The 19,222-nt window shown below is 70.6% G+C and carries 23 protein-coding genes and 1 tRNA gene; 10 read left to right on the plus strand and 14 right to left on the minus strand.

Annotation, left to right across the window (positions count from 1 at the left end; all coding sequences use genetic code 11):
- The first annotated feature begins 48 nt into the window (after positions 1-48).
- Positions 49-1,512 carry a pyridoxal-dependent decarboxylase gene (locus tag ACIHFD_RS45985; protein ID WP_397372269.1) on the plus strand — a complete coding sequence of 488 codons (1,464 nt, stop codon included), beginning with the start codon at positions 49-51 and terminating at the stop codon, positions 1,510-1,512.
- A gap of 19 nt (positions 1,513-1,531) precedes the next feature.
- Here ACIHFD_RS45985 and ACIHFD_RS45990 read toward each other — a convergent pair whose 3' ends face one another.
- Positions 1,532-2,476: a helix-turn-helix transcriptional regulator gene (locus ACIHFD_RS45990; protein ID WP_397372270.1), complete on the minus strand. Its 945-nt coding sequence runs from the start codon at positions 2,474-2,476 to the stop codon at positions 1,532-1,534.
- 90 nt (positions 2,477-2,566) lie between these two features.
- Here ACIHFD_RS45990 and ACIHFD_RS45995 point away from each other — a divergent pair, with 90 nt between their 5' ends.
- On the plus strand, positions 2,567-2,956 hold the full coding sequence (locus tag ACIHFD_RS45995; protein ID WP_397372271.1) for a VOC family protein: 390 nt from the start codon (positions 2,567-2,569) through the stop codon (positions 2,954-2,956).
- Positions 2,957-2,965: 9 nt separating this feature from the next.
- Here ACIHFD_RS45995 and ACIHFD_RS46000 read toward each other — a convergent pair whose 3' ends face one another.
- Positions 2,966-3,397 carry a GNAT family N-acetyltransferase gene (locus ACIHFD_RS46000; protein ID WP_397372272.1) on the minus strand — a complete coding sequence of 144 codons (432 nt, stop codon included), beginning with the start codon at positions 3,395-3,397 and terminating at the stop codon, positions 2,966-2,968.
- A gap of 198 nt (positions 3,398-3,595) precedes the next feature.
- Between ACIHFD_RS46000 and ACIHFD_RS46005 the strand changes: the two genes are divergently transcribed.
- Positions 3,596-4,696: an SGNH/GDSL hydrolase family protein gene (locus tag ACIHFD_RS46005; protein WP_397372273.1), complete on the plus strand. Its 1,101-nt coding sequence runs from the start codon at positions 3,596-3,598 to the stop codon at positions 4,694-4,696.
- Between the two features lie 9 nt (positions 4,697-4,705).
- Here the strand turns inward: ACIHFD_RS46005 and ACIHFD_RS46010 are convergent, their stop codons facing one another.
- Together ACIHFD_RS46010 and ACIHFD_RS46015 are read right to left on the minus strand one after the other, a co-directional pair.
- Entirely contained in the window at positions 4,706-5,452 is a 747-nt protein-coding gene (locus tag ACIHFD_RS46010) for a hypothetical protein (RefSeq protein ID WP_397372274.1), read from the minus strand.
- On the minus strand, positions 5,439-5,951 hold the full coding sequence (locus ACIHFD_RS46015) for a SigE family RNA polymerase sigma factor (RefSeq protein WP_397372275.1): 513 nt from the start codon (positions 5,949-5,951) through the stop codon (positions 5,439-5,441). Before ACIHFD_RS46015 ends, ACIHFD_RS46010 begins: the two co-directional genes overlap by 14 nt.
- Positions 5,952-6,082: 131 nt before the next feature.
- Here ACIHFD_RS46015 and ACIHFD_RS46020 point away from each other — a divergent pair, with 131 nt between their 5' ends.
- On the plus strand, positions 6,083-7,015 hold the full coding sequence (locus ACIHFD_RS46020) for a hypothetical protein (protein ID WP_397372276.1): 933 nt from the start codon (positions 6,083-6,085) through the stop codon (positions 7,013-7,015).
- Between the two features lie 55 nt (positions 7,016-7,070).
- Here the strand turns inward: ACIHFD_RS46020 and ACIHFD_RS46025 are convergent, their stop codons facing one another.
- Complete coding sequence (locus ACIHFD_RS46025; RefSeq protein WP_185078139.1) at positions 7,071-7,253, minus strand: hypothetical protein; 183 nt, start codon at positions 7,251-7,253, stop codon at positions 7,071-7,073.
- A 148-nt stretch (positions 7,254-7,401) separates the two neighbouring features.
- Here ACIHFD_RS46025 and ACIHFD_RS46030 point away from each other — a divergent pair, with 148 nt between their 5' ends.
- Genes ACIHFD_RS46030 through ACIHFD_RS46040 form a run of 3 tightly spaced genes read left to right on the plus strand, consistent with a single transcriptional unit; the run spans position 7,402 to position 10,204 of the window.
- A complete protein-coding gene (locus tag ACIHFD_RS46030; RefSeq protein WP_397372277.1) occupies positions 7,402-7,953 on the plus strand; it encodes a TlpA family protein disulfide reductase in 552 nt (183 codons plus the stop codon).
- A gap of 2 nt (positions 7,954-7,955) precedes the next feature.
- Positions 7,956-9,785, plus strand: a complete 1,830-nt coding sequence (locus ACIHFD_RS46035) for an ABC transporter ATP-binding protein (RefSeq protein ID WP_397372278.1) — start codon at positions 7,956-7,958, stop codon at positions 9,783-9,785.
- Positions 9,782-10,204, plus strand: coding sequence for a S26 family signal peptidase (locus tag ACIHFD_RS46040; RefSeq protein ID WP_397372279.1), 423 nt, complete (start codon positions 9,782-9,784; stop codon positions 10,202-10,204). Before ACIHFD_RS46035 ends, ACIHFD_RS46040 begins: the two co-directional genes overlap by 4 nt.
- Here the strand turns inward: ACIHFD_RS46040 and ACIHFD_RS46045 are convergent.
- Positions 10,188-11,813 (minus strand): BTAD domain-containing putative transcriptional regulator, encoded by a 1,626-nt coding sequence (locus tag ACIHFD_RS46045; RefSeq protein ID WP_397372280.1) that lies wholly within the window; start codon positions 11,811-11,813, stop codon positions 10,188-10,190. The two genes, ACIHFD_RS46040 and ACIHFD_RS46045, sit on opposite strands and share 17 nt — an antisense overlap.
- A 277-nt stretch (positions 11,814-12,090) precedes the next feature.
- Here ACIHFD_RS46045 and ACIHFD_RS46050 point away from each other — a divergent pair, with 277 nt between their 5' ends.
- Positions 12,091-12,270, plus strand: a complete 180-nt coding sequence (locus ACIHFD_RS46050) for a hypothetical protein (protein ID WP_350740609.1) — start codon at positions 12,091-12,093, stop codon at positions 12,268-12,270.
- A 139-nt stretch (positions 12,271-12,409) separates the two neighbouring features.
- The gene (locus ACIHFD_RS46055; RefSeq protein ID WP_397372281.1) at positions 12,410-13,492 is read left to right on the plus strand and encodes a pentapeptide repeat-containing protein; all 1,083 of its coding nucleotides are present in this window, start codon (positions 12,410-12,412) and stop codon (positions 13,490-13,492) included.
- Positions 13,493-13,561: 69 nt separating this feature from the next.
- Here the strand turns inward: ACIHFD_RS46055 and ACIHFD_RS46060 are convergent.
- Positions 13,562-13,634: transfer RNA gene (locus ACIHFD_RS46060), tRNA-Ala, on the minus strand.
- 75 nt (positions 13,635-13,709) lie between these two features.
- On the opposite strand from ACIHFD_RS46060, the gene sigJ reads away from it, so the two are divergent.
- Positions 13,710-14,600, plus strand: a complete 891-nt coding sequence (gene sigJ / locus ACIHFD_RS46065; protein ID WP_397372282.1) for an RNA polymerase sigma factor SigJ — start codon at positions 13,710-13,712, stop codon at positions 14,598-14,600.
- Between the two features lie 11 nt (positions 14,601-14,611).
- Here the strand turns inward: sigJ and ACIHFD_RS46070 are convergent, their stop codons facing one another.
- The 7 genes from ACIHFD_RS46070 to ACIHFD_RS46100 form a co-directional block, all read right to left on the minus strand.
- The gene (locus ACIHFD_RS46070) at positions 14,612-15,142 is read right to left on the minus strand and encodes a Clp protease N-terminal domain-containing protein (protein ID WP_397372283.1); all 531 of its coding nucleotides are present in this window, start codon (positions 15,140-15,142) and stop codon (positions 14,612-14,614) included.
- Positions 15,143-15,146: 4 nt separating this feature from the next.
- Complete coding sequence (locus ACIHFD_RS46075) at positions 15,147-15,362, minus strand: helix-turn-helix domain-containing protein (RefSeq protein WP_350740620.1); 216 nt, start codon at positions 15,360-15,362, stop codon at positions 15,147-15,149.
- Positions 15,363-15,498: 136 nt separating this feature from the next.
- Positions 15,499-16,329 (minus strand): metal-dependent hydrolase, encoded by an 831-nt coding sequence (locus ACIHFD_RS46080; RefSeq protein ID WP_397372284.1) that lies wholly within the window; start codon positions 16,327-16,329, stop codon positions 15,499-15,501.
- Entirely contained in the window at positions 16,326-17,555 is a 1,230-nt protein-coding gene (locus tag ACIHFD_RS46085) for a CynX/NimT family MFS transporter (protein ID WP_397372285.1), read from the minus strand. The genes ACIHFD_RS46080 and ACIHFD_RS46085 overlap by 4 nt, the downstream gene beginning before the upstream one ends.
- Positions 17,556-17,694: 139 nt before the next feature.
- The gene (locus ACIHFD_RS46090) at positions 17,695-18,075 is read right to left on the minus strand and encodes a hypothetical protein (RefSeq protein ID WP_355204913.1); all 381 of its coding nucleotides are present in this window, start codon (positions 18,073-18,075) and stop codon (positions 17,695-17,697) included.
- Positions 18,072-18,434 carry a hypothetical protein gene (locus tag ACIHFD_RS46095; protein WP_350740632.1) on the minus strand — a complete coding sequence of 121 codons (363 nt, stop codon included), beginning with the start codon at positions 18,432-18,434 and terminating at the stop codon, positions 18,072-18,074. The genes ACIHFD_RS46090 and ACIHFD_RS46095 overlap by 4 nt, the downstream gene beginning before the upstream one ends.
- A gap of 66 nt (positions 18,435-18,500) precedes the next feature.
- Positions 18,501-19,190 carry a TetR/AcrR family transcriptional regulator gene (locus tag ACIHFD_RS46100; RefSeq protein WP_397372286.1) on the minus strand — a complete coding sequence of 230 codons (690 nt, stop codon included), beginning with the start codon at positions 19,188-19,190 and terminating at the stop codon, positions 18,501-18,503.
- Between the last annotated feature and the right edge of the window lie 32 nt (positions 19,191-19,222).

Below are 19,222 nucleotides of genomic sequence, written 5' to 3' on the forward strand. Positions count from 1 at the left end.
CCGGCCCGTCCCCTTTCCCGACGCCCGCCAGGCGATCAGAGTGGGCGGATGAGCGATCACATGAGCCCCGAGGAGTTCCGCCGCCACGGCAGGCAGGTCGTCGACTGGATCGCGGACTATCTCGCCGGCATCGAGTCCCATCCCGTGATGTCCCAGGTGAGACCGGGGGACATCCGCCGCGCGCTGCCGGCCGCGGCGCCCGAGCACGGCGAGCCTTTCGAGGCCGTGCTGTCGGACCTGGGGCGGATCCTGCTGCCCGGCATCACGCACTGGCAGCATCCCGGCTTCTTCGCCTACTTCCCCTCCAACGCCAGCGGCCCTGCCATCCTGGGCGACCTGCTGTCCGGCGGGCTCGGCGTGCAGGGCATGCTCTGGGTGACCAGCCCGGCGTGCACGGAGCTGGAGACGGTGATGGTCGACTGGCTGGCCGGGCTGCTCGGCCTGCCGGAGCATTTCCGTACGGACCGGGCGGGCGGCGGCGTCATCCAGGACTCGGCGTCGAGCGCCTGCCTGGTCGCGCTGCTGGCCGCGCTGCACCGGGCGAGCGGCGGCCGGGTCGCCTCCGACGGCGTCACCCGGAGGTACACGATCTACGTGTCGTCCCAGACGCACTCGTCGCTGGAGCGGGCGGCCCGGATCACGGGGCTGGGGGCGGCCGGCGTACGGGTGGTGGACGTCGATCCCCGTACGCTGGCCATGGACCCCGGCCACCTGCGGACCCTGCTGGACCAGGACGAAGCGGACGGCGCCGTGCCGGCCATGGTGTGCGCCACCGTCGGCACCACCTCCGCCACCGCCGTCGACCCGGTGCCCGCGATCGGCGAGCTGTGCCGCGAACGCGGGATCTGGCTGCACGTGGACGCGGCCTACGCCGGGGTCGCGGCGATCTGCCCCGAGCTCCGGTGGCTGAACGAGGGCGTGGCCGAGTACGCCGACTCCTACTCCACGAACCCGCACAAATGGCTGCTGACCAACTTCGACTGCACCGTGCTCTGGACGGCCGACCGCGCCCCGCTGCTCGACGCGCTGTCGGTCATGCCCGAGTTCCTCAGGAACCCCGCCACCGCGACCGGCTCCGTCGTCGACTACCGGGACTGGCAGGTGCCGCTGGGCCGGCGCTTCAGGGCGTTGAAGCTGTGGTCGGTGATCCGCTGGTACGGGGCCGAGGGGCTGCGCGCGCACATTCGCAAGGGGGTGGCGCTGGCGCAGGAGCTGGCGTCGTGGATCTCCGCGGACCCGGGCTTCGAGGTGCACGAGCCGCACCCGCTCGGGCTCGTGTGCTTCCGCCCGGTGTGGCCGGGCCTGGCGGCGGACGAGGCGGACCGGGCCACGATGCGGCTGCTGGAGCTGCTCAACGCCGGCGGGTCCATGTACATGACGCACACCAGGATCGATGACCGGGTGGTGCTGCGGATGGCCATCGGCGGCGTGGCGACGGAGCGGCGGCACGTGGAGCAGGCGTGGGAGCAGATCCGGTGGGAACACGCGGCCCTGTCGGCCACGCTCCCCTGACGGCTCAGGCCCTCACAGCTCAGACGCGGTAGCGCTCCACGAGCTCGGACCCGATCCTGGCCAGCTGGACCCTGACCTCCTCCGGCTCCACGACCTCCACCGTCGCGCCCCATCCGGCCAGCTGCTCGGCGATCGACAACGCCATGGGCGCCGCCACGCGTGCCCTGACCCGCCCGTCCTCCTCGACGCGTTCGACCTCGCAGTGGCGCCCGAACTGGTGGCGCAGCACCGGCAGGAACCGCTCGGCGATGAGCACGGTCGCGGACAGGAGCGAGCGCCGCCGCTCCATCTCGTCCACGACCTTCTCCCACGCCTCCGACAGCACGAACCCCTCCGGCCGCTCGAAGGTCAGCTCCGTCACCTCGGCCTCGGCGATCCGGTCCACGCGGAACGTGCGCTGCCCGGCCTCGGTGCCGGCGATCAGGTACCAGACGTCGTCCTTGTCCACCAGACCCCAGGGGTCGACGAGCCGGTGCGTACGTTCGCCGGAGCGGCCCTCGTACCCGAGCCTGACCTTGCGGCGTCTCACGGTGGCGCTCTGCAGGACCCGCACCAGCTCGGGCCGGTCGGGGTCGCGCTCGCCCCAGCCGGTGGGGTCGATCACCACGGCGTCGGCGGCGGCCTCGGCGTCGTCCCTGAACGTCTGGGGCAGGGCCCGCACCAGCTTGCGCAGCGCGGACTTGACCTCGGGTGTGGCGGCCGCGGCCGGGCCGGCCAGCAGGAACAGCGCCTCGGCCTCGTTGGCGGTGAGGCCGCTGAGGTCGGTCCTGGCGCCGCCCAGCAGGGACCAGCCGCCCCCGCGCCCGGCCTGCGGATATACCGGCACGCCCGCCGCGGACAGCGCTTCGAGGTCCCGGCGCGCGGTGGCCACGGACACTTCCAGCTCCGCGGCCAGCTCGGCCGCGGTCACCCGGCCGCGCGACTGCATGAGCAGCAGGACGGCCACAAGTCGATCGGCTCGCATGGCTGGAAATTCTCCTCATTAAAGTGCTCATTGGATGAGCACTTTGACCGGAAGAATCATAGACATCACCCGGAAGGAAGGACCACACAGATGCTCCGCGGATTCGCCACGATCAGCTTCTACGCAGCCGACCTCGAGGCGGCCAAGGCCTGGTACACCGAGCTGCTCGGTATCGAGCCCTACTACCAGGTGCCGGGCTACATCGAGTTCCGCGTCGGCGACCACCAGCACGAGCTGGGCATCATCGACGCCCGTTATGCCCCGGCGGGCGCGACCGACGGGCCCGCCGGCTCGATCACGTACTGGCACGTGGACGACCTGGAGGCCGCCCTCGACCGGCTCGTCGCCCTGGGGGCCAAGGAGCACCAGGGGATCAGGCAGCACGGCGAGGGGTTCGTCACCGCGTCCGTGATCGACCCGTTCGGCAACATCCTCGGCGTCATGTACAACCAGCACTACCTGGACGTGCTCGCCAAGTGACGGGGCCGCTCAGGAGTTGTCGACCTTCAGCCCGAAGGCCGACAGCCCCTGCTCGTGGTGCTCGATCAGGCCCATCCGCCGGTAGAAGGCATGGTTGGCGACCCCTTCTGGGGTGGACTCGTGGTCGGTGGTCAGCACGAAGTAGCGGCAGTGCGCGTACCGCTCCTTCAGCCGCTCCAGCAGCAGCCGGCCGATCCCCTGGCCGTGGAACCTCTTGTTGACGAGCAGTTCCTGCACGTAGCAGACCATCTCGTCATCGGACACCGTCCGGGCCAGGCCGAGCAGCCGCCCGTCCGCGTCCCTGGCGACGAGGACGAGATGCGAGTTCACCAGGCTCCGGCACACCTTGGCGATGTCGCGGGTCCAGGGCTGCCAGCCAACCGAGTCGTACAGCTCGTAGATCTCGGCCTCGTCGAACGACGTCTCCTGAGCGATGCTCACCACTTATGGGACTCCCCTGCATAAAGTCGACGCTTTCCAGCCTATTCGGGCCGCCGGATTCGGGAGAGTGTGGTTAGTTTCAGGATCCGTTCACCGGGCTGACGGCGAAAGGCCAGGTCGGCGCACAGGGGGCGGAATCAGATCTTGCGGCGTCCGGGCAAGCGCTCGTTACAATCGCCCAGCCGCGAAGGAGAAGCCGTGCGAACTGTGCGTGTGACCGTAGTCCTGGCCGCGTTGACGGGCGCCCTGGTGCTGCCCGGCGTCGCGAGCGCGACCCCCTTGTCCGGCGCCCTCGCCAAGGTGCACACCGCCGGACGCGTCAAGGCCGGCGGGGACTTCCTCCAGTACAGCTGGCCCGGCGTCTACTTCGAGGGCCGCTTCCGCGGCACCGGCGTCGGGATCGTCCTCGACGACTCCGACAACGACTACGAGGTCGAGGTCGACGGCTCGACCGTCGCCACCCTGGTGACCCCGGGCCGGACCACGTACTGGGTCAACGGCCTGACCCGGGGCGTGCACCGCGTGCGGCTGGTCAAACGCACCGAGAGCCCGTGGGCCACGAGCGCCTTCGGCGGCTTCGTCGCCGCCCCGGGCGGCGCGATCCTCGGCAGGCCCGCCGCGCGCCACCGGCAGATCGAGTTCATCGGCGACTCCTACACCGTCGGCTACGGCAACCGCTCCGACAGCCGCGACTGCACCACCGACAAAGTCGCCCGCACCACCGACGCGAACCTCAGCTTCGGCGCCCTCACCGCGCGCCGCCTGAACGCCGACTACCAGCTCAACGCCTTCTCCGGTCGCGGCATGGTACGCAACTACAACGGCAGCGACCCCGGCACCGACTACCGCACCTACTACGACCGGGCCCTGCTGAACGTCGCCGGCGACGTCTGGCAGAACCCGGGTACCTGGCATCCCCAGCTGGTCGTGATCGGCCTGAGCATCAACGATTTCTCCACCGCCATCAACCCGGGCGAACAGTGGACGCCGGACACTCTGCTGGCCGCTTACCGCACCGCATACCAGGGCTTCCTCGACAAGCTCCGTGCCCGGTACGGCCCCCGCACGACCATCGTGGTCAGCGCCACCTACATGTCCAACACCACCGTGTTCGCCGAGACCGCGCGGCAGATCGTCCAGGAGCGCAACAGCAGGGGCGACGACCGGATCCGTTACTGGTACTACAGCGAATCCGGCCTCGACTATCTCGGCTGCCACTGGCACCCGTCCGTCCACGACCACCGGATCATCGCCGACCGCCTCGGCGAGTTCATCGCCACCCTCCCGCTGCGCTGGTAGCTCAAGTCCCTAGTCGACGGCGGTGAGCCCTTCGGCGATCTTGATCAGCTCGCGGTCGACGGCCTTGGCGTCGCGGAATTTCTTCACGTACACCGGGCTGAACATGATCTCGGCCCTCCGCTGCTCGCCCATGTTCAGGAAAAGCGTGGGGGTGCCCTTCATGCCGTCCTCGCCGACCCCTTCGACGATCAGGTACCCGGTCCGGTCGCCTACGGTCACCTCCTCGCCCTCCCCCTCGTCGCGGTGCACCTGCACGCGGTCGTCGACCTCCTGGACGGTCTTGCCCTCGTACACGTAGATCTGGACGCAGTAGAAGCCGGTCTTGTCGCCGTCGTAGTTCCACGAGGTCGTGTAGCTCTCGCCGAAGTCCAGCGACCAGTTGGACCACCGCAGGCCGTCGGGCAGGTAACCCACCCTGACGTGCTTGAACGCCCTTCCGTCGCCCAGGTCCCCGAGGTTCGGGGGCTCGGACCGCACCGGCGGGGTGTCGTCGATGGCGGGCGGACCCAGCGTCTCGGAGGCGGATGGATCCGGCGTCTCGGAGACGACGGACGTCTGCACGGCGCCCGGGGCCACCGTCAGGTAGAGGGGCACCGCCGCGGCCACGGCCAGCGACGTGGCCGCCGTCGCGATCCGGCCGCGGATCCGCTTCCGCCGCGAGGACCGGACGACCCGCTCCACGAGGTCGGGCGCGGCGTGCAGTCGCGCGGTCTCCTCCGCCATGATCTGGCGGAGCTGGTCCTCAAGCATGGGCATTCCCGATCACTCCTTCCACGGCTTCCTCGCCGAGTGCCGTCCGCAGCTTGGCCATCGCCTTCGACGCCTGACTCTTCACCGTGCCGAGCGTGCAGCCGAGCACCTCCGCGGTCTGCGTCTCGCTGAGGTCCTCCCAGTACCGCAGGACGACCACCGCGCGCTGCCGGGGAGGCAGGCCGCGCAGCGCGTCCATGAGCACGTGACGCAGGTCGACGTCGGTCGAGCGGGCCGCTCTCTCCGGCGGCACGCGCATCGGGATGATGTTCAGGATCGCCCGGCGCCGGGCCCGGCTGATGGCGGTGTTGATGATGACGCGGCGCACATAAGGCTCGACGGTGTCGCGCCGCACCCGGTCCCAGTTCTTGTACGTACGCTCCAGCGCCGTCTGCAGCAGGTCCTCCGCCTCCGCCTCGTCTCCGCAGGCGAGATAGGCGACCCGCAACAGGGTCGTGGCCCTTGCGGCCACGAACGCGCCGAAGTCATGCTCCGCGCCGCTCACGGCTGTCTGTCCAGTTTCACGCCTCCTAATACGCCTCGGCCGCTCCAAACAGTTGCCAGGCGCCCGCGGGCAACCTTGCCCGACGCCCGGGCGTATTTGAGGACATCGAACCGGATTTCTGGAGGAAGCACATGAAGCGCGCGACCGCACCGGCCCGGCCGCTGATCGCCCTCGGGGCCGGCCTGGCCGCCGTGGGCACCGCCGCCCTGCTGGGTCTGCCGAGCCTCACCAAGGCCCCGGAGGCCCGGCTCACGGCCGCCGCGTCGGCTCCGCCGGAGGGTGCGTACTGGCATACAAGAGTGCTGCTGAAGCGCCCCGAGCCCCGTCAGGTCGGCAGCGGCGCGAACCGCTACTCGCTGGTCCAGCAGTCGCTCACCGAGGAATGGACCGCGCCCGACGGCAGACGCTGGGTCGGATCGCGGGAGCTGGGGGCGTACCCGCAGAGCGCGGCGGACCGCGCGGCGTGGCGCCGCGACGGCTCCCCCACCAAGTGGACCCGCACCGCCAACGGCCAGACCGTGTCGCTGTCCACCACGCCCACCAAGGGCCACGTCACCCCCGTACGAGGTGACAACACGTTCTTCCTGGCCGGGCAGCGGCTGACGTACGACGAGGTCCAGCGGCTGCCCGCGAACCCGGACGCGTTGAAGTCCTGGCTCGCGCAGGCCGCGCGGGTCTCACGGGTGTCGGAGAACGCCGTGGACAGGTTCGTCACCTCGGCGCTGCCCATATTGCTCCACCAGCTCCCGGCGCCGAAGGAGGTCCGCGCCGCGGCCTACCAGGCCCTGCTGACGATGCCCGGCGTCAGCTCGCGCGGAAAGTCCGTGGACGGCGCCGGCAGAACCGGCGCGGTCGTCTCGATCGGCTATGAGCCGACCGGCCAGAAAGAGGAGACGATCAAGGTCACGACCGACCTGGTGGTCGACACCGGCACGATGCTCCTGCTGTCCGAGAGCCAGACGACCTTGAAGGACGGCAAGGTGTTCCCGAACAAGACCATGACCCAGACCGTGCTCCAGGCCGGCTGGACCAACGCCGAGCCGGCCGTGCCCGCCCTGCCGTAAGGCGGGACAAAACAGGCGCGAAGGCCCGTCCGGACGGGCCTTCGCGCCTACGTGGTCATCGGCAGCGCGGGTCCAGGCACTGGGCGCACGCGATCACGCCGCTCCCGCTCCGGAACTTGCAGATCTGGAAGTCGCAACACCCGATCCACTCCGGGGGCGGAGCGTACGCCGCCGCCTCGGCCCTCGGCACCACCAGGCCGAGCATGAAATCGCTGACCTTGCCGAACAATCTGTTCATTCCCGCCTCCAAGCGGAACGCCGACGGTTCTCGGAGCCGACCGTAGAGAGGCCGCCGATCGGGCCGATACACGAGTGCGTATGCGGGGCCTATCGCCGCGGTTCCTAGGGTTCCGATGCCCGGCCACGGCGAAAGGGAGAGGACCCCCATGTCAGGTCTCGTCGCGATCCTTGCGTTCGTCAGCGTGCTGACGGTGCTCAATCTGCTGCTCACGTTCGGTGTGATCCGGCGGCTCCGCGAGCACACGGAGCTGCTCGCCGGCCGGGCGACCCCGATCACGGGCGAGGCGCCCTCTCTGCCGGTGGGCAGCCAGGTCGGGGACTTCGCCGCCACCACGACCGACGGGGAGCCGGTCGCGCGGGCGCTGCTCGCGGGCGACACCCTCGTCGCCTTCCTGACGCCCGGCTGCGAACCGTGCGAGGAAAGCCTGCCCCACCTCGTCGAAACCGCGGAGAAGTGGCCAGGCGGCCGGCAGAACACCCTGGTGGTCGTCATCGGCAAACGCGACCGCGCCACCGAGTACGTCGAGCGGCTGACCCCCGTGGCGAGGGTCGTGGGCGAGGCGCCCGACGGGCCGATCGCCACGGGGTTCGGCGTGACGGCGTACCCGCTCTTCGGGGTGGTGGACTCCTCGGGGCAGGTGCTCCGATCGGAGTCGGCCCCCGCCGCGCTGCTGCCGCACGACGTCGCAACGGCCTGACGGTGCGGCTGCCTCGTCTGGGGGGCGTCGGCCACGCCCTCGGCCTGGCCTGGCGGGCCGGGCCGGCGACGTTGCTGGTGTACGTGGGCCTCACCGTCGTGAGCGGCGCCGTTCCCGTCGCCGTCTCGTGGCTGACCAAGCTGATCCTGGACCAGATCGCCACCGGCCACGCCGACGCGACGACGCTGACCGGTCTCGGCGCCGGGTTGGCGGCCGCGGGAGCCGTCGTCACCGTCCTGCCGCGTGCCGCCCAATATGTCACCGAGGAGCTGGGCCGCTCCGTGGCGCTGCTGGCCGATGATCGCCTGTACGCGGTGGTCAACTCCTTCGCCGGACTCGGGCGCTTCGAGGATCCCGCCTTCCTGGACCGGCTGCGCATGGCCAAACAGTCCGGCGGGGTCGCCCCGGGGCGGGTCGTCGCCGCGGTGCTCTCCCTCGTCCAGGCGGCGATCAGCGTCGCCGGCTTTCTGGGCTCGCTCATCGTCATCAGTCCCCTGATGGTCGTGGCGGTGCTCATGGGAGCGATTCCGATGACGATCGCCGAATTCCTGCTGTCCCGGCGGCGGGCCCAGATGTTCTGGCACATCGGGCCGCTGCAGAGGCGGGAGATCTTCTTCGGGGACCTGCTGGGAAGCGTGGACGCCGCCAAGGAGGTACGGCTCTTCGGCATCGGCGGTCACCTGCGCGGCCTGATGCGCGCCGACAGGCTTTCCGCGAACGCCGCCGAGCGGCGCACCGGCAGACGCGAAATGCTCACGCAGGGCGGCCTCGGCCTGGTCAGCGCGACGGTGTCCGGCGCCGGCCTCGTCTGGGCCGTCCGGGCAGCCGGCTCGGGGCAGCTTTCCGTGGGCGACGTCACGATGTTCGCGGCCGCGGTGGCGGGCGTGGGGCTCGCGCTCGGACGCCTGGTCACCGAGGTCGCGGGGGCTCATTTCCAGCTCCTGATGTTCGACCATTACCGGGCCGTCGTGAATGCCGGCCCCGACCTCCCCGCGCCGTCGCGCCGGCGTCCGCTGGCGGGGCTGCGGCAGGGGATCGAGCTCCGCGACGTCTGGTTCCGGTACTCGCCTGAGCATCCCTGGGCGCTGCGGGGCGTCAACCTGTTCGTTCCGTACGGCTCCGTACTCGGCCTGGTCGGCGTGAACGGCGCGGGCAAGAGCACGATCGTCAAGTTGTTGTGCCGGTTCTACGACCCCGACCGGGGCGTGATCCTCTGGGACGGCGTGGACATCCGCGAGGTGTCGCCGGAGACGTTGCGGAGCAGGATCAGCGCGGTCTTCCAGGACTTCATGGCCTATGACCTGACGGCCGCGGAGAATGTCGGCCTGGGTGACGTCCGCGCGCTCCAAGACCGGCCCCGCATCGAGGCCGCCGCACGCGACGCGGGCGCCCATTCCCTCCTCGCCGGTCTGCCCGACGGCTACGAGACCCTGCTCTCGCGGCTGTTCTTCAGCGAGGCCGACAAGACCGACGCGAGCACGGGAGTCTATTTGTCCGGCGGGCAATGGCAGCGCGTCGCGCTCGCCCGTGCGATGCTCCGCGACCACTGCGACCTGATGATTCTCGACGAACCGAGCTCGGGGCTAGACGCCGACGCCGAACACGAGATCCACCAGCGGCTGCGGCGATATCGCGCGGGCCGCACGAGCGTGCTCGTGTCCCACCGGCTCGGTGCCATGACGAACGCGAGCGCCATAGCCGTGCTGGAGGACGGGCAGGTGACCGAGTACGGAACTCATGAGGAGCTCCTCGCGCTGGGCGGCACCTACGCGCGGCTGTTCACCAGGCAGGCGCGGGGATACCGGGCCGACGAGCAGAGCGTGCCGTCGTGAATGGCTGGGTTCTCGCCGTCGTCGGCGGCGCCGTGGCGCTCGGCCTCGCGTACGTCAGGCGCCGGTTCGTCGCCGTGACCATCACCGGCACGAGCATGGCGCCCACCTACAGCGGCGGTGAACGCGTGCTGGTGGTACGCGCCGGAGTCGACCGCCTGCGCCGGGGCGACATCGTCGTGGTGCGGTGGGCGGCGACGGATTCGATCCCGCTGCTGCTGATCAAACGGGTGGCGGGGATCGCCGGTGACCCCATCCCCGCCGATGTGGCGACCGCCGTCAGCCGGCCCGCGGGCACGCCCATCCCCGCCGGGAAGTTCATCGTGCGGGGCGACAACTCCGACTGGAGCCTGGATTCCCGGACGGTGGGCTTCTTCGACGGCGAGAGCCTGCTCGGGACGACGGTCAAACGCCGGGCATGAGCCTCAGGGCGCCCCGGGACACGGTGGCGATGTCCCGCGCCAGGAGCCGGGGCAGCTCCGTCATCCGGTAGCGGTCACGCGCGTGGAAGTCGAGCAGCTCCATCTCGACCAGCCGATCCAGTGCCCGGCTGATTCTCCCGGCAGGCGCATGAAGCCGCCGGGCGGCCTCCCCCGCGCTGATCTCCGCGGCGGGAAGCGAGCCGAGCTGCCGGAACACCTCGATGGCGAGCCGATCCATCGGGTGCTCACTTGCCACGAGGTGCTCGACCTGCGCATACATGCTGGCCCGCATCGACAGGTCACCGGCCTGGAGCTCGTCGAGCCGGTGCCGGTCGTCGGCCAGCCGCTCCAGCAGCTCGCGGACGGACCAGCCGGGATGCGCGACCAGCCGGGCGGCGACGATGCGCAGGGCAAGCGGTAACCGGTCGCACAGGCGTACCACCTCGGCGGCGGCGCCGGGATCTTCCCGCAGCCTTTCCGGACCGACATGGTGCGCCAGGAACGCCAGCGCTTCCTGCCGTCCCAGCCTGTCCACCCGAAGGTGCAGCGCGCCGTCCAGCGTCGTGAGCATCGGACAGCTCGTGACGAGGAACGTGCAGAGCCGGGCGGCCGCGAGGAACGGACGGACGTGCGCGACCTCGGGCGCGTTGTCCAGCACCACGAGCATGCGGCCTTCCGCCAGGAGCGACCGGTATCGAGCGAGAGCGGTATCGGCATCGCTCACGGGCCGGCGGCGCGGTCGCAGGTCCACGTACAGCTGGCCGTCCGGATAGCGATCCGCGACCAGATGGGCGGCGTGCAGGGCCAATGAGGACTTGCCGGCTCCCGCTGGGCCGTGCACCACCACCACACCGCCGGCGGCGCCGAGCCGCCGGGTGAGAAAGGAGAGTTCGGGCTCGCGCCCGACGATGACCGGCTTCCGCGGTAGCCGGCACGGCGGGGAGGCCGAGGCGACCGCGCGGGGCGGGCGCAGGTCCCGGCGCAGGATCGCCTGGTGGAGGCTCCGCAGCTCCTCGCCCGGCTCGATCCCTAGGGACCCGGTGATCGCGATGCGGGCCTGCTCGTACGCGTCGAGCGCGCCGGCGACGTCGTGGTCGGCGTACAGAGCGCGCATCAGCAACGCCCACGCCCGCTCCCGCAGCGGCAGCTCCGTGACGAGCGAACGGAGAGGCCAGATGGCGGGTGCCGGCCGGCCGAGCAGCAGCAGCGCTTCGCAGCGGTCCTCCTGGACCGCTCGGCGCTGCTCGTCGATCGCGACCTCACGGGCGGCGATGACCGGCCCGTGGGGGACGTCCTCCAGCAGCCGCCCGCGCCACAAGGCGAGCGCCGTTTCGCATTGCCGCAGGGCTTCCTCGGCGCGTCCCTTTTCGAGAGCCGCGCGACCGGACACCGCCTTGTCCTCGAACGCCTTCAGGTCGAGTTCGGCCGCCTCGACCCGCAGTTGATAGCCGAGCGGGCGGACGATCAGGCGATCTCGCTCCGCCGCCGGAAACGCGGCTCGAAGCCGCGCCGCATAAGTGCGGAGATTGGCGATGGCGGATTTGGGGGGAGCCGATCCCCACAATTCCTCGGTGATCTCGTGAAGCGGGGCAAGCGAGTTGGCCCGCACCAGCAGAAGGGACGTGAGTGTGCGTTGTTTCGGGGCTCCAGGCCTGAGCAACCGCCCATTCGCCCGTATCGCCAGCCCGCCCAGCACCGTGAATTCCATTGAACCAGGGGTCATCACCTCGAATCCTCGGAAACGAAAAGGCCCGCAACAAGGTCAGCCGCCGGACATTGAGCGGACATTTCCCGAAGGGCACGCATACACATTCGTGTATCAGCCCTATCGGCAGCACCCCTACGGTCGAATCCGAACACATCCGCGTCGTACCTGGAGGTACACCATGAACAGATTGTTCGGCAAGGTCAGTGACGCGATGCTGGGACTGCTGGTCCCCAGGAAGGAGGCCCACGCCCTGCCCGCGACGTGGATCGGGTGCTGCGACTCCTGCATGTGCATCTACCGGTACGACGACGGCCACACGAGTTGCCTTCGCTGCTCCTGCCAGATGTGCGGCGCCTAGCCATATCCACGGGCCACGAATAGGTCGCGTAGCCGGACGCCCGCGGATCCGCGAGGCGGGCGACCTGCCGCCGCGGGCGTCCGGCCACGCGTGCGGCAGACCATCCCCACGTAGGCCCTTGTCGGGCTTTACTTGGTTCATGCAGCGCATGCGCACGCTCGCGGGCTGGTTGATCGAAGGTCTTGAGCGCACCTTCTCCGACGGCCGGGACCCGTCGATCAAGGGGGTGTCCCGCGCGGAGTTCGAGGCACTGCCCGTGAAGGAGCGCATCGAGATCAGGGCGCTCGCCACGCAGAACAGAATGCAGTTACTCTCCACGTCGGGGGTGCTGTTGGGGCTGCTGTTCACGGCGGCGGGGCTGTTCTACACCGCCCGCTCGCTCGACACCACGCAGGAAGGCCAGATCACCGAGCGTTACACGCGGGCCATCGAGCAGATCGGCTCGGACACCCTGGAGGGGAGAGTCGGCGCGATCTACGCCCTGGAGAGGATCTCTCGCGACTCGCCGCGCGATCAGCGGACCGTCGTGGACGTGCTCGCCACGTACGTGCGCGAGCGCTCCCCGAAGAAGGCCAAGGAGAAGGAGCCGCGCATCCCGGCGGACATCCAGGCGGCGCTCGCGGTGATCGCCAGGAACAAGCCCGCCGGCACGTCGCCGCCGACAGGGCCGCCGTGGTCCGCGCAGCACTGGGTGAACCTGTCGGGCATCCGCGCCACGGCCCTGACGCTGGTCAACGCCGACCTGTCCGGCGCGGACCTCACCGACACCGACTTCGGCCACCGCGAATACATAGAGAAGGCGGACGGCTCCATCAGATGGGTTCGCAGTTTCCTCGACCACGCGAACCTCTCCTACGCGGACATCGGCTCCTCGACCTGGATCCGGGTGTCGCTGTCCGGGGCGAACCTCACCGGGGCGAGCTTCGCCGGGTCCGACCTGACGAACATCGACCTCAGCGGGGCACGGCTTCCCGGCGCGAGCCTCATCGACGCGAAGGTCCGGTACGCGGACCTGGACGGTGCCGACCTCACGGGCGTCGACCTGGGCGGCGTCGACTTCACGGGCACCCACTTCCGTGGGGCCGACCTCACCGGCGCGAAATGGCCCAGCGGCCAGGGGAAGATCGACCTACGCGGCGCCGACCTCAGCGGAGCCAAGGGCGTCCCGTCAGCAGCCGTCCTGAAGAAGATCGCGCTGATGGACGACAAAACCCGGCTCTGACCTGCCCCAGACGCGGAACCGCCCCCGACCTTGAGCCGTTTCGGCAGGTCAGAGGCGGTCTGATGAGGGTGGAGCTATGGGGATTCGAACCCCAGACCTCCTCCATGCCATGGAGGCGCGCTACCAACTGCGCCATAGCCCCTTGCGATCACCAAGTGTATCGGAGATCGGGAGCCCCTGTGTCACACCGAGAGGCCTGTGATACGTCTATGGTTTCATGCCGACCTTTGAAGACCACCGAAGCCTGCTGACCGGGGTCGCGTACCGGATCCTGGGCAGTGCGGCCGACGCCGAGGACGTCGTGCAGGAGGCGTGGTTGCGCTGGTCGGGGGTGGACGAGACGACCGTTGAAGAGCCCAAGGCGTACCTGGTCAGGGTGACCTCGCGGCTGGCCATCGATCGGCTGCGGTGGGCGAAGTCGCGGCGGGAGTCGTACGTGGGGCCGTGGTTGCCCGAGCCGATCAGCACGGCGCCCGACGTCGCCGAGCACGCCGAGCTGGCCGAGTCGGTGGAGCTGGCGCTGCTCCTGGTGCTGGAGACGCTGTCGCCGCTCGAACGGGCCGTGTTCGTGCTGCGGGAGGCGTTCGACCTGCCCTTCTCCGAGATCGCGGAGATCATCGGACGGGCCGAGCCGGCGACCAGGCAGCTCGCGCGGCGGGCGCGGGACCACGTGCGGGAGAGGCGGCCCCGGTTCGACGTGGACAGGCAGGAGCGGCGGCGGATCACCGAGCGGTTCATCAGCGCCTCCGCCGAGGGCGACCTCGACGGGCTGATCGAGCTGTTCGCGAGTGAGGTCACGATGGTCAGTGACGGCGGCGGCAAGGCCCGGGCCGCGCTGCGGGTCATCACCGGCGCCGACAACGTCAGCCGCTGGCTGCTGTCGATCAACACCCCCGCCAACATCGCGGCCTTCATGGCCTCGATCGGCATGGCGGGGATCTCCGACCTGTCCATCGGGCTGGCCACCATGAACAACGCCCCCGCGATGGTCATCTCCGCGGGTGGACGGGTGATCACGGTCGCCTCGCTGCTGATCTCGGACGGCAAGATCGACACGATCTACCTCATCGCGAACCCCGAGAAGATCGCGCACCTGGAGCCCGTCTGACGCCGCCGCGATCAGGCCGTGCGCCGGGTGGGGACGCGGGCCTCGCGGATCAGCGCGGCCAGGTCCACCCCGGCGTCCCGGAGGATCGCGGCGGTGCCGTTCGCGTGGTCGGCGAGCAGTCCCCACAGCAGGTCCTCACCCGTGACCGGCCCGGGGCGCCACATGGCGACCTCGATCGCCTTCCTGGAGTGCATGGCCAGCGGGATCTCCCCCAGTGGCCCGTACAGGGTCACCCGCAGCGGGCGCACCCGGGACCGGCGCAGGCTCCACAGCCCGGGCGCGTCCAGGCCCGCCCTGGTGCGCCGGTGCACGGCGTCGAGGTCGATCCCCAACGTGGCCAGCAGTGACCGCGCGTCGCGCACGTCCACCCGCGCCCGCACGTCGGCCTCGGAGGCGGTGAACGCCGCCAGCGAGAACGGCCGGACCTCGGCCACCCCCAGCAGCAGCACATCGGCGTCGAGCGCGGGCCGGCCCGCGTCGAGCGCGAGTATCCCGGCCTTGACCACGGCCCTGCGGGCCCCCTCGGTGAACCTGGCGAACACGCGGCTACCTCCCCGTCCTGCGAGCATGCTTGCGATGAGCCGACTGCCGCCGAACGCCCAGCGCGTCGGCGATCTGCTCCCACGACCAGCCCTGGGCGCGGGCGTTCGACACGTGCGTCGCCTCCAGCTCCTCCAGCAGGCCCCTGAGCGCGGCCACGGCCGCCAGCCCCACTCCGGGATCGCGATCGGCGGCCGCCTCGGCCAGCTCGGTGACTTCCATGGTGTCAGCATGTGCTGACAAGCACCCGCTTGTCAACACATGCTGACACAACGATCAGAGCCGCTCGGCAGCGTGGCGGCCGCCTGCGGGGACGTCTGGAAGCGGGTGCTCGCCTTCCTGGCGAGCCGCTGACCGGCTAGCTCGGGGCGCCGCAGGTGGTGCGCATGGTCAGGGCGGCCTCTTCCAGCGAGAACGCGACCTCGACCCGTCCCAGCTCAGCCGTGCTCCCCACGTGGGTGCCGCCGCACGGGATGGACGCCTCGCCCTCCGGCAGCGAGCAGTGCCACGTGCGGCGGGCGGTCAGCCCCGGCCCCGGAATGTCCAGCCGGACCGGCGCGTCGCCGGCCACCCACGCGGCGAGCTGCTCGTTCGCGTGCCGGGCGACCTTCCCGAAGTCCAGGCCCTCGGCGGAGAACCCCTTCTTGCGCAACGACTTGCCCAGACGGTAGACGTCCACGCTGCCGTACGGCTCGATCCGCGACGAGACGATCGCCGTCTGGTCGAAGTCGGGGTGCCCGAGCGGGTCGGGCGTGGCGTCCTTACGCCAGTGGCCGGCCAGGGCCGCGTTCACGGCGAGCGCGGCCAGGTGGCAGGCGGTGTGACCCGCCGAGAGCGCCGCCCGGAATCCGGCGTCCACCTCGAGCTCGGCCTCCGCCCCGACGGGCAGCGGCGTCTCGGTGACGTGGACGACCAGCCATTCCCAGCCCTCCGTGCCGCGCCGTACCGGGATGGCGTCGCCGACGAAGACCTCGCCGGTGCTCGACTGGGCCCCTGTCACGCAGTCGATGACCGGCAGGCCTCCGATCGTGCCCCGGTCTGCGGGCTGGTCGGGCCAGGTGTGGTCAAGGGGGTGGAACGGCGTCTCGGCGACGACGAGACCGTGCCGGTCCCCCACCGGCACGGCCCCGACGATCTCGGAACGGCCGCTGGTCCGGCCGTCGGGAAAGGTGACGATGGTGGACTTCATCCGGTCATTCTCGCAGGGACCGCCTGCTCGTCCTCCAGGTAGCGGTTGCGGCCCGCGTACAGGCCGGTGAACAGCTGCACGACGAGCACCACGAAGATCAGCATGTACGGCAGCGTCCATCCGCCGGTCACGTCGCGCAGCACGCCGACCAGCAGCGGACCGGCGCCGGCGATGAGGTATCCCGCACTCTGCCCGAACGCCGACAGCGCGGCCGTGGCCTCCGCCGTACGGGTGCGCAGGGCCAGCATCATCAGCGCCAGCGGGAACGACCCCATGCCCACCGCCACCAGCGTCACCCAGAGCAGCGCCAGGTCGGCCGGCCCGGCCCACAGCCCCAGGAACCCGGCCGCGTAGAACGCGACGAGCCCGACCACGGCGGGACGCTGGTCGCGGAAGCGGGAGGCGACCATGGGGACGACGATCGAGACCGGGATGTTCAGCGCCGTGAACACGCCGAGGACCACCCCGGCCTCCGACGTGCTGAAACCGCTGTCGGTGAGCATGGTGGCGAGCCAGCCGAACATCATGTACGCGATCATCGACTGGGTGCCGAAGTAGATCGCGATCATCCACGCCAGCTTGCTGCCGAGCAGGCGGCGGAGGCCCGCGTCCCGGCTGCCCGCGTCCCGCTCCGGCTCACTGCGCAGGAGCGCGAGCCACGGAATGGCGGCGACGGCGGCCAGGGCCGCCCACACGCCGAGCGCGATGTGCCAGTCGCCCGACGCGCGCTCGATCGGCACGGTCGCGGCGGCGGCCAGCATGGTGCCGACCGCCAGGGCCGTGGTGTAGACGGTGGTCATGATCCCGGTGCGGGCCGGGAAGTGGCGCTTGATCAGCGTGGGGATGAGCACGTTGCCGACCGCGCCACCGGAGAGCGCCACGGCGCTGCTCAGCAGGAACACGGGGGCGGAGCCGACGAGCGACCTGACCAGCATGCCGACGCCCAGCGTGACGAGGGCGAGCAGGAGCAGGCGGTGCTCGCCGACGCGGCGGGCCAGGGTGGGCGTGATCGCACCCACGCTGGCGAAGGCGAGGACGGGGAGGGTGGTGAGCAGGCCGGTGCCGACGCTCGACATGCCCAGCGCGCCGGTCAGCTGGTCGAGGAGGGGGCCGACGCTGGTGACGGCGGTGCGGAGGTTGAGTGCGGCGAGGACGATCCCCAGGACGAGGAGCCAGGCGAGGGGTCCGGTGGTACGGCCTCGTGCCTCTTGGGTCAGCACGCTCATCGGGGGCGGTCCTCCACTCATCAAGTCATAGGACGAATCGCCATCTTAACAGGACCGAAATATGCATTTATTCCTGGCTGTGTCGGTTGCGGGCAGCACGACGGCCCAACGGACGGCGCACGCACGGCTCGACCGGGGGTCAGCGTTTGTGGCGTAGCACCCAGTAGAGGCCCACCACCGGAAGCACGAGCGGGATGAACCCGTACCCCTTCCCGTACGCCGACCACACCGTCGCGTCGGGGAAGGCGGCCGCGTCGAGGAGGCTGAGCGTGCCGATGACCAGCACTCCGACCAGCTCGATCCCCAGCCCCACCAGCGCGAGGAGCCGTGCCCCGCGCCAGAGCGCGACGGTGAGGGCGATGTAGACGGCGGCCGCGAAGGCCGACAGCGAGTACGCCAGCGGCGCCTGGTCGAACTTGGAGACGATCTGCACCGCCGCGCGAGCCCCGGCGGCCAGCGAGAACAGCCCGTAGACCGCGATCAGGGCACGTCCGGGCCCGGTGCTGATGGAGGCGGTCACGCGCCCCCCGCCCAGATCTGCAGCATCCGCCCCGTCATCACCGCGATCGCGAACCCCGCCACGACCAGGATCGCCGACCCCCACCTGCTCCGCTCCGCCAGCGCCAGGAACACGCCTGCGGGCGGGATCACCACCTGGCCTCCGACGTAGCCGAAGAGCGTGACCTTCTCGGCGGGCCCCTGCCCCCCGGCCACCGCCGCGATCACGAAGCCCGCCTGCACCAGCACGGCCACCTCGAGCACGGCGAACCCGACCAGCAGCACCATGCCCATCGGCCGGTTGCGGACGGCGACGATCAGGCTCGCCAGCATGAGCAGCAGCGAGACGACGATGACGATCGTGGAGATGACGGTGTTCATCGGGGCTAAGGCTATCCCCAGAGTGTCCCGGTCCCCATTTCGCGGCGGCCGGAAGCGAGGGCGGCGCTACCGCTCCGGGATGGCGCGTTCGATGCCGTCGAGGACCCAGTTGAGGCCGCGTTCGAAGTTGTCGTCCGCCCCGCGTACCCCCTGCTCGATCATCGGCGCGAGCCGCGGGAACTCGCCGCTCTCGACCAGTTCCTTGATGTACGGCTCCGCCACGGCCGTCCGCTCCGCCTCGTTGATCCCCTCCGACCGGGGCGCCCCGCGCTCCTGCGCCTCCCGCACCACGAACCCGGTCATGTAGTCGTTGAACACCGCCAGGAACCGCCACCGGGTCAGCCGGTCGAGCCCCAGCCCGTCGAAGGCGGCCAGCTTCTGCTCCACGTGCCGCAGCGCGTTGGGCCCCACGGCCACCCGCTGCGAGATCAGCTCCACCCGCCACGGATGCCGCAGCACCAGCTCGCGCTCCCGCCGCGCCATCAGCAGCAGCGCCTCGCGCCAGGAGGACGGCAGCGGCTCCTCGACGAGCACCTCGGCGCTGACCTCGTCGAGCATCAGCGCGAGCAGGTCCTCCTTGCGCTCGATGTACGAGTACAGCGTCATCGCCCGCGCCTCCAGCTCCGCGGCCACTCGCCGGATCGAGACCGCGGCCAGCCCTTCGGCGTCGGCGACGGCGATGGCGGCGGCCACGATCGCCTCCCGGGTCAGGACCGGGCGGCGGGGCGGCGTGGGACGGGACCAGATCGAGCTCACGCCCAGATCCTAGACACTGTACGAAAGTGCTA

This window comes from Nonomuraea sp. NPDC051941, from assembly GCF_044593615.1.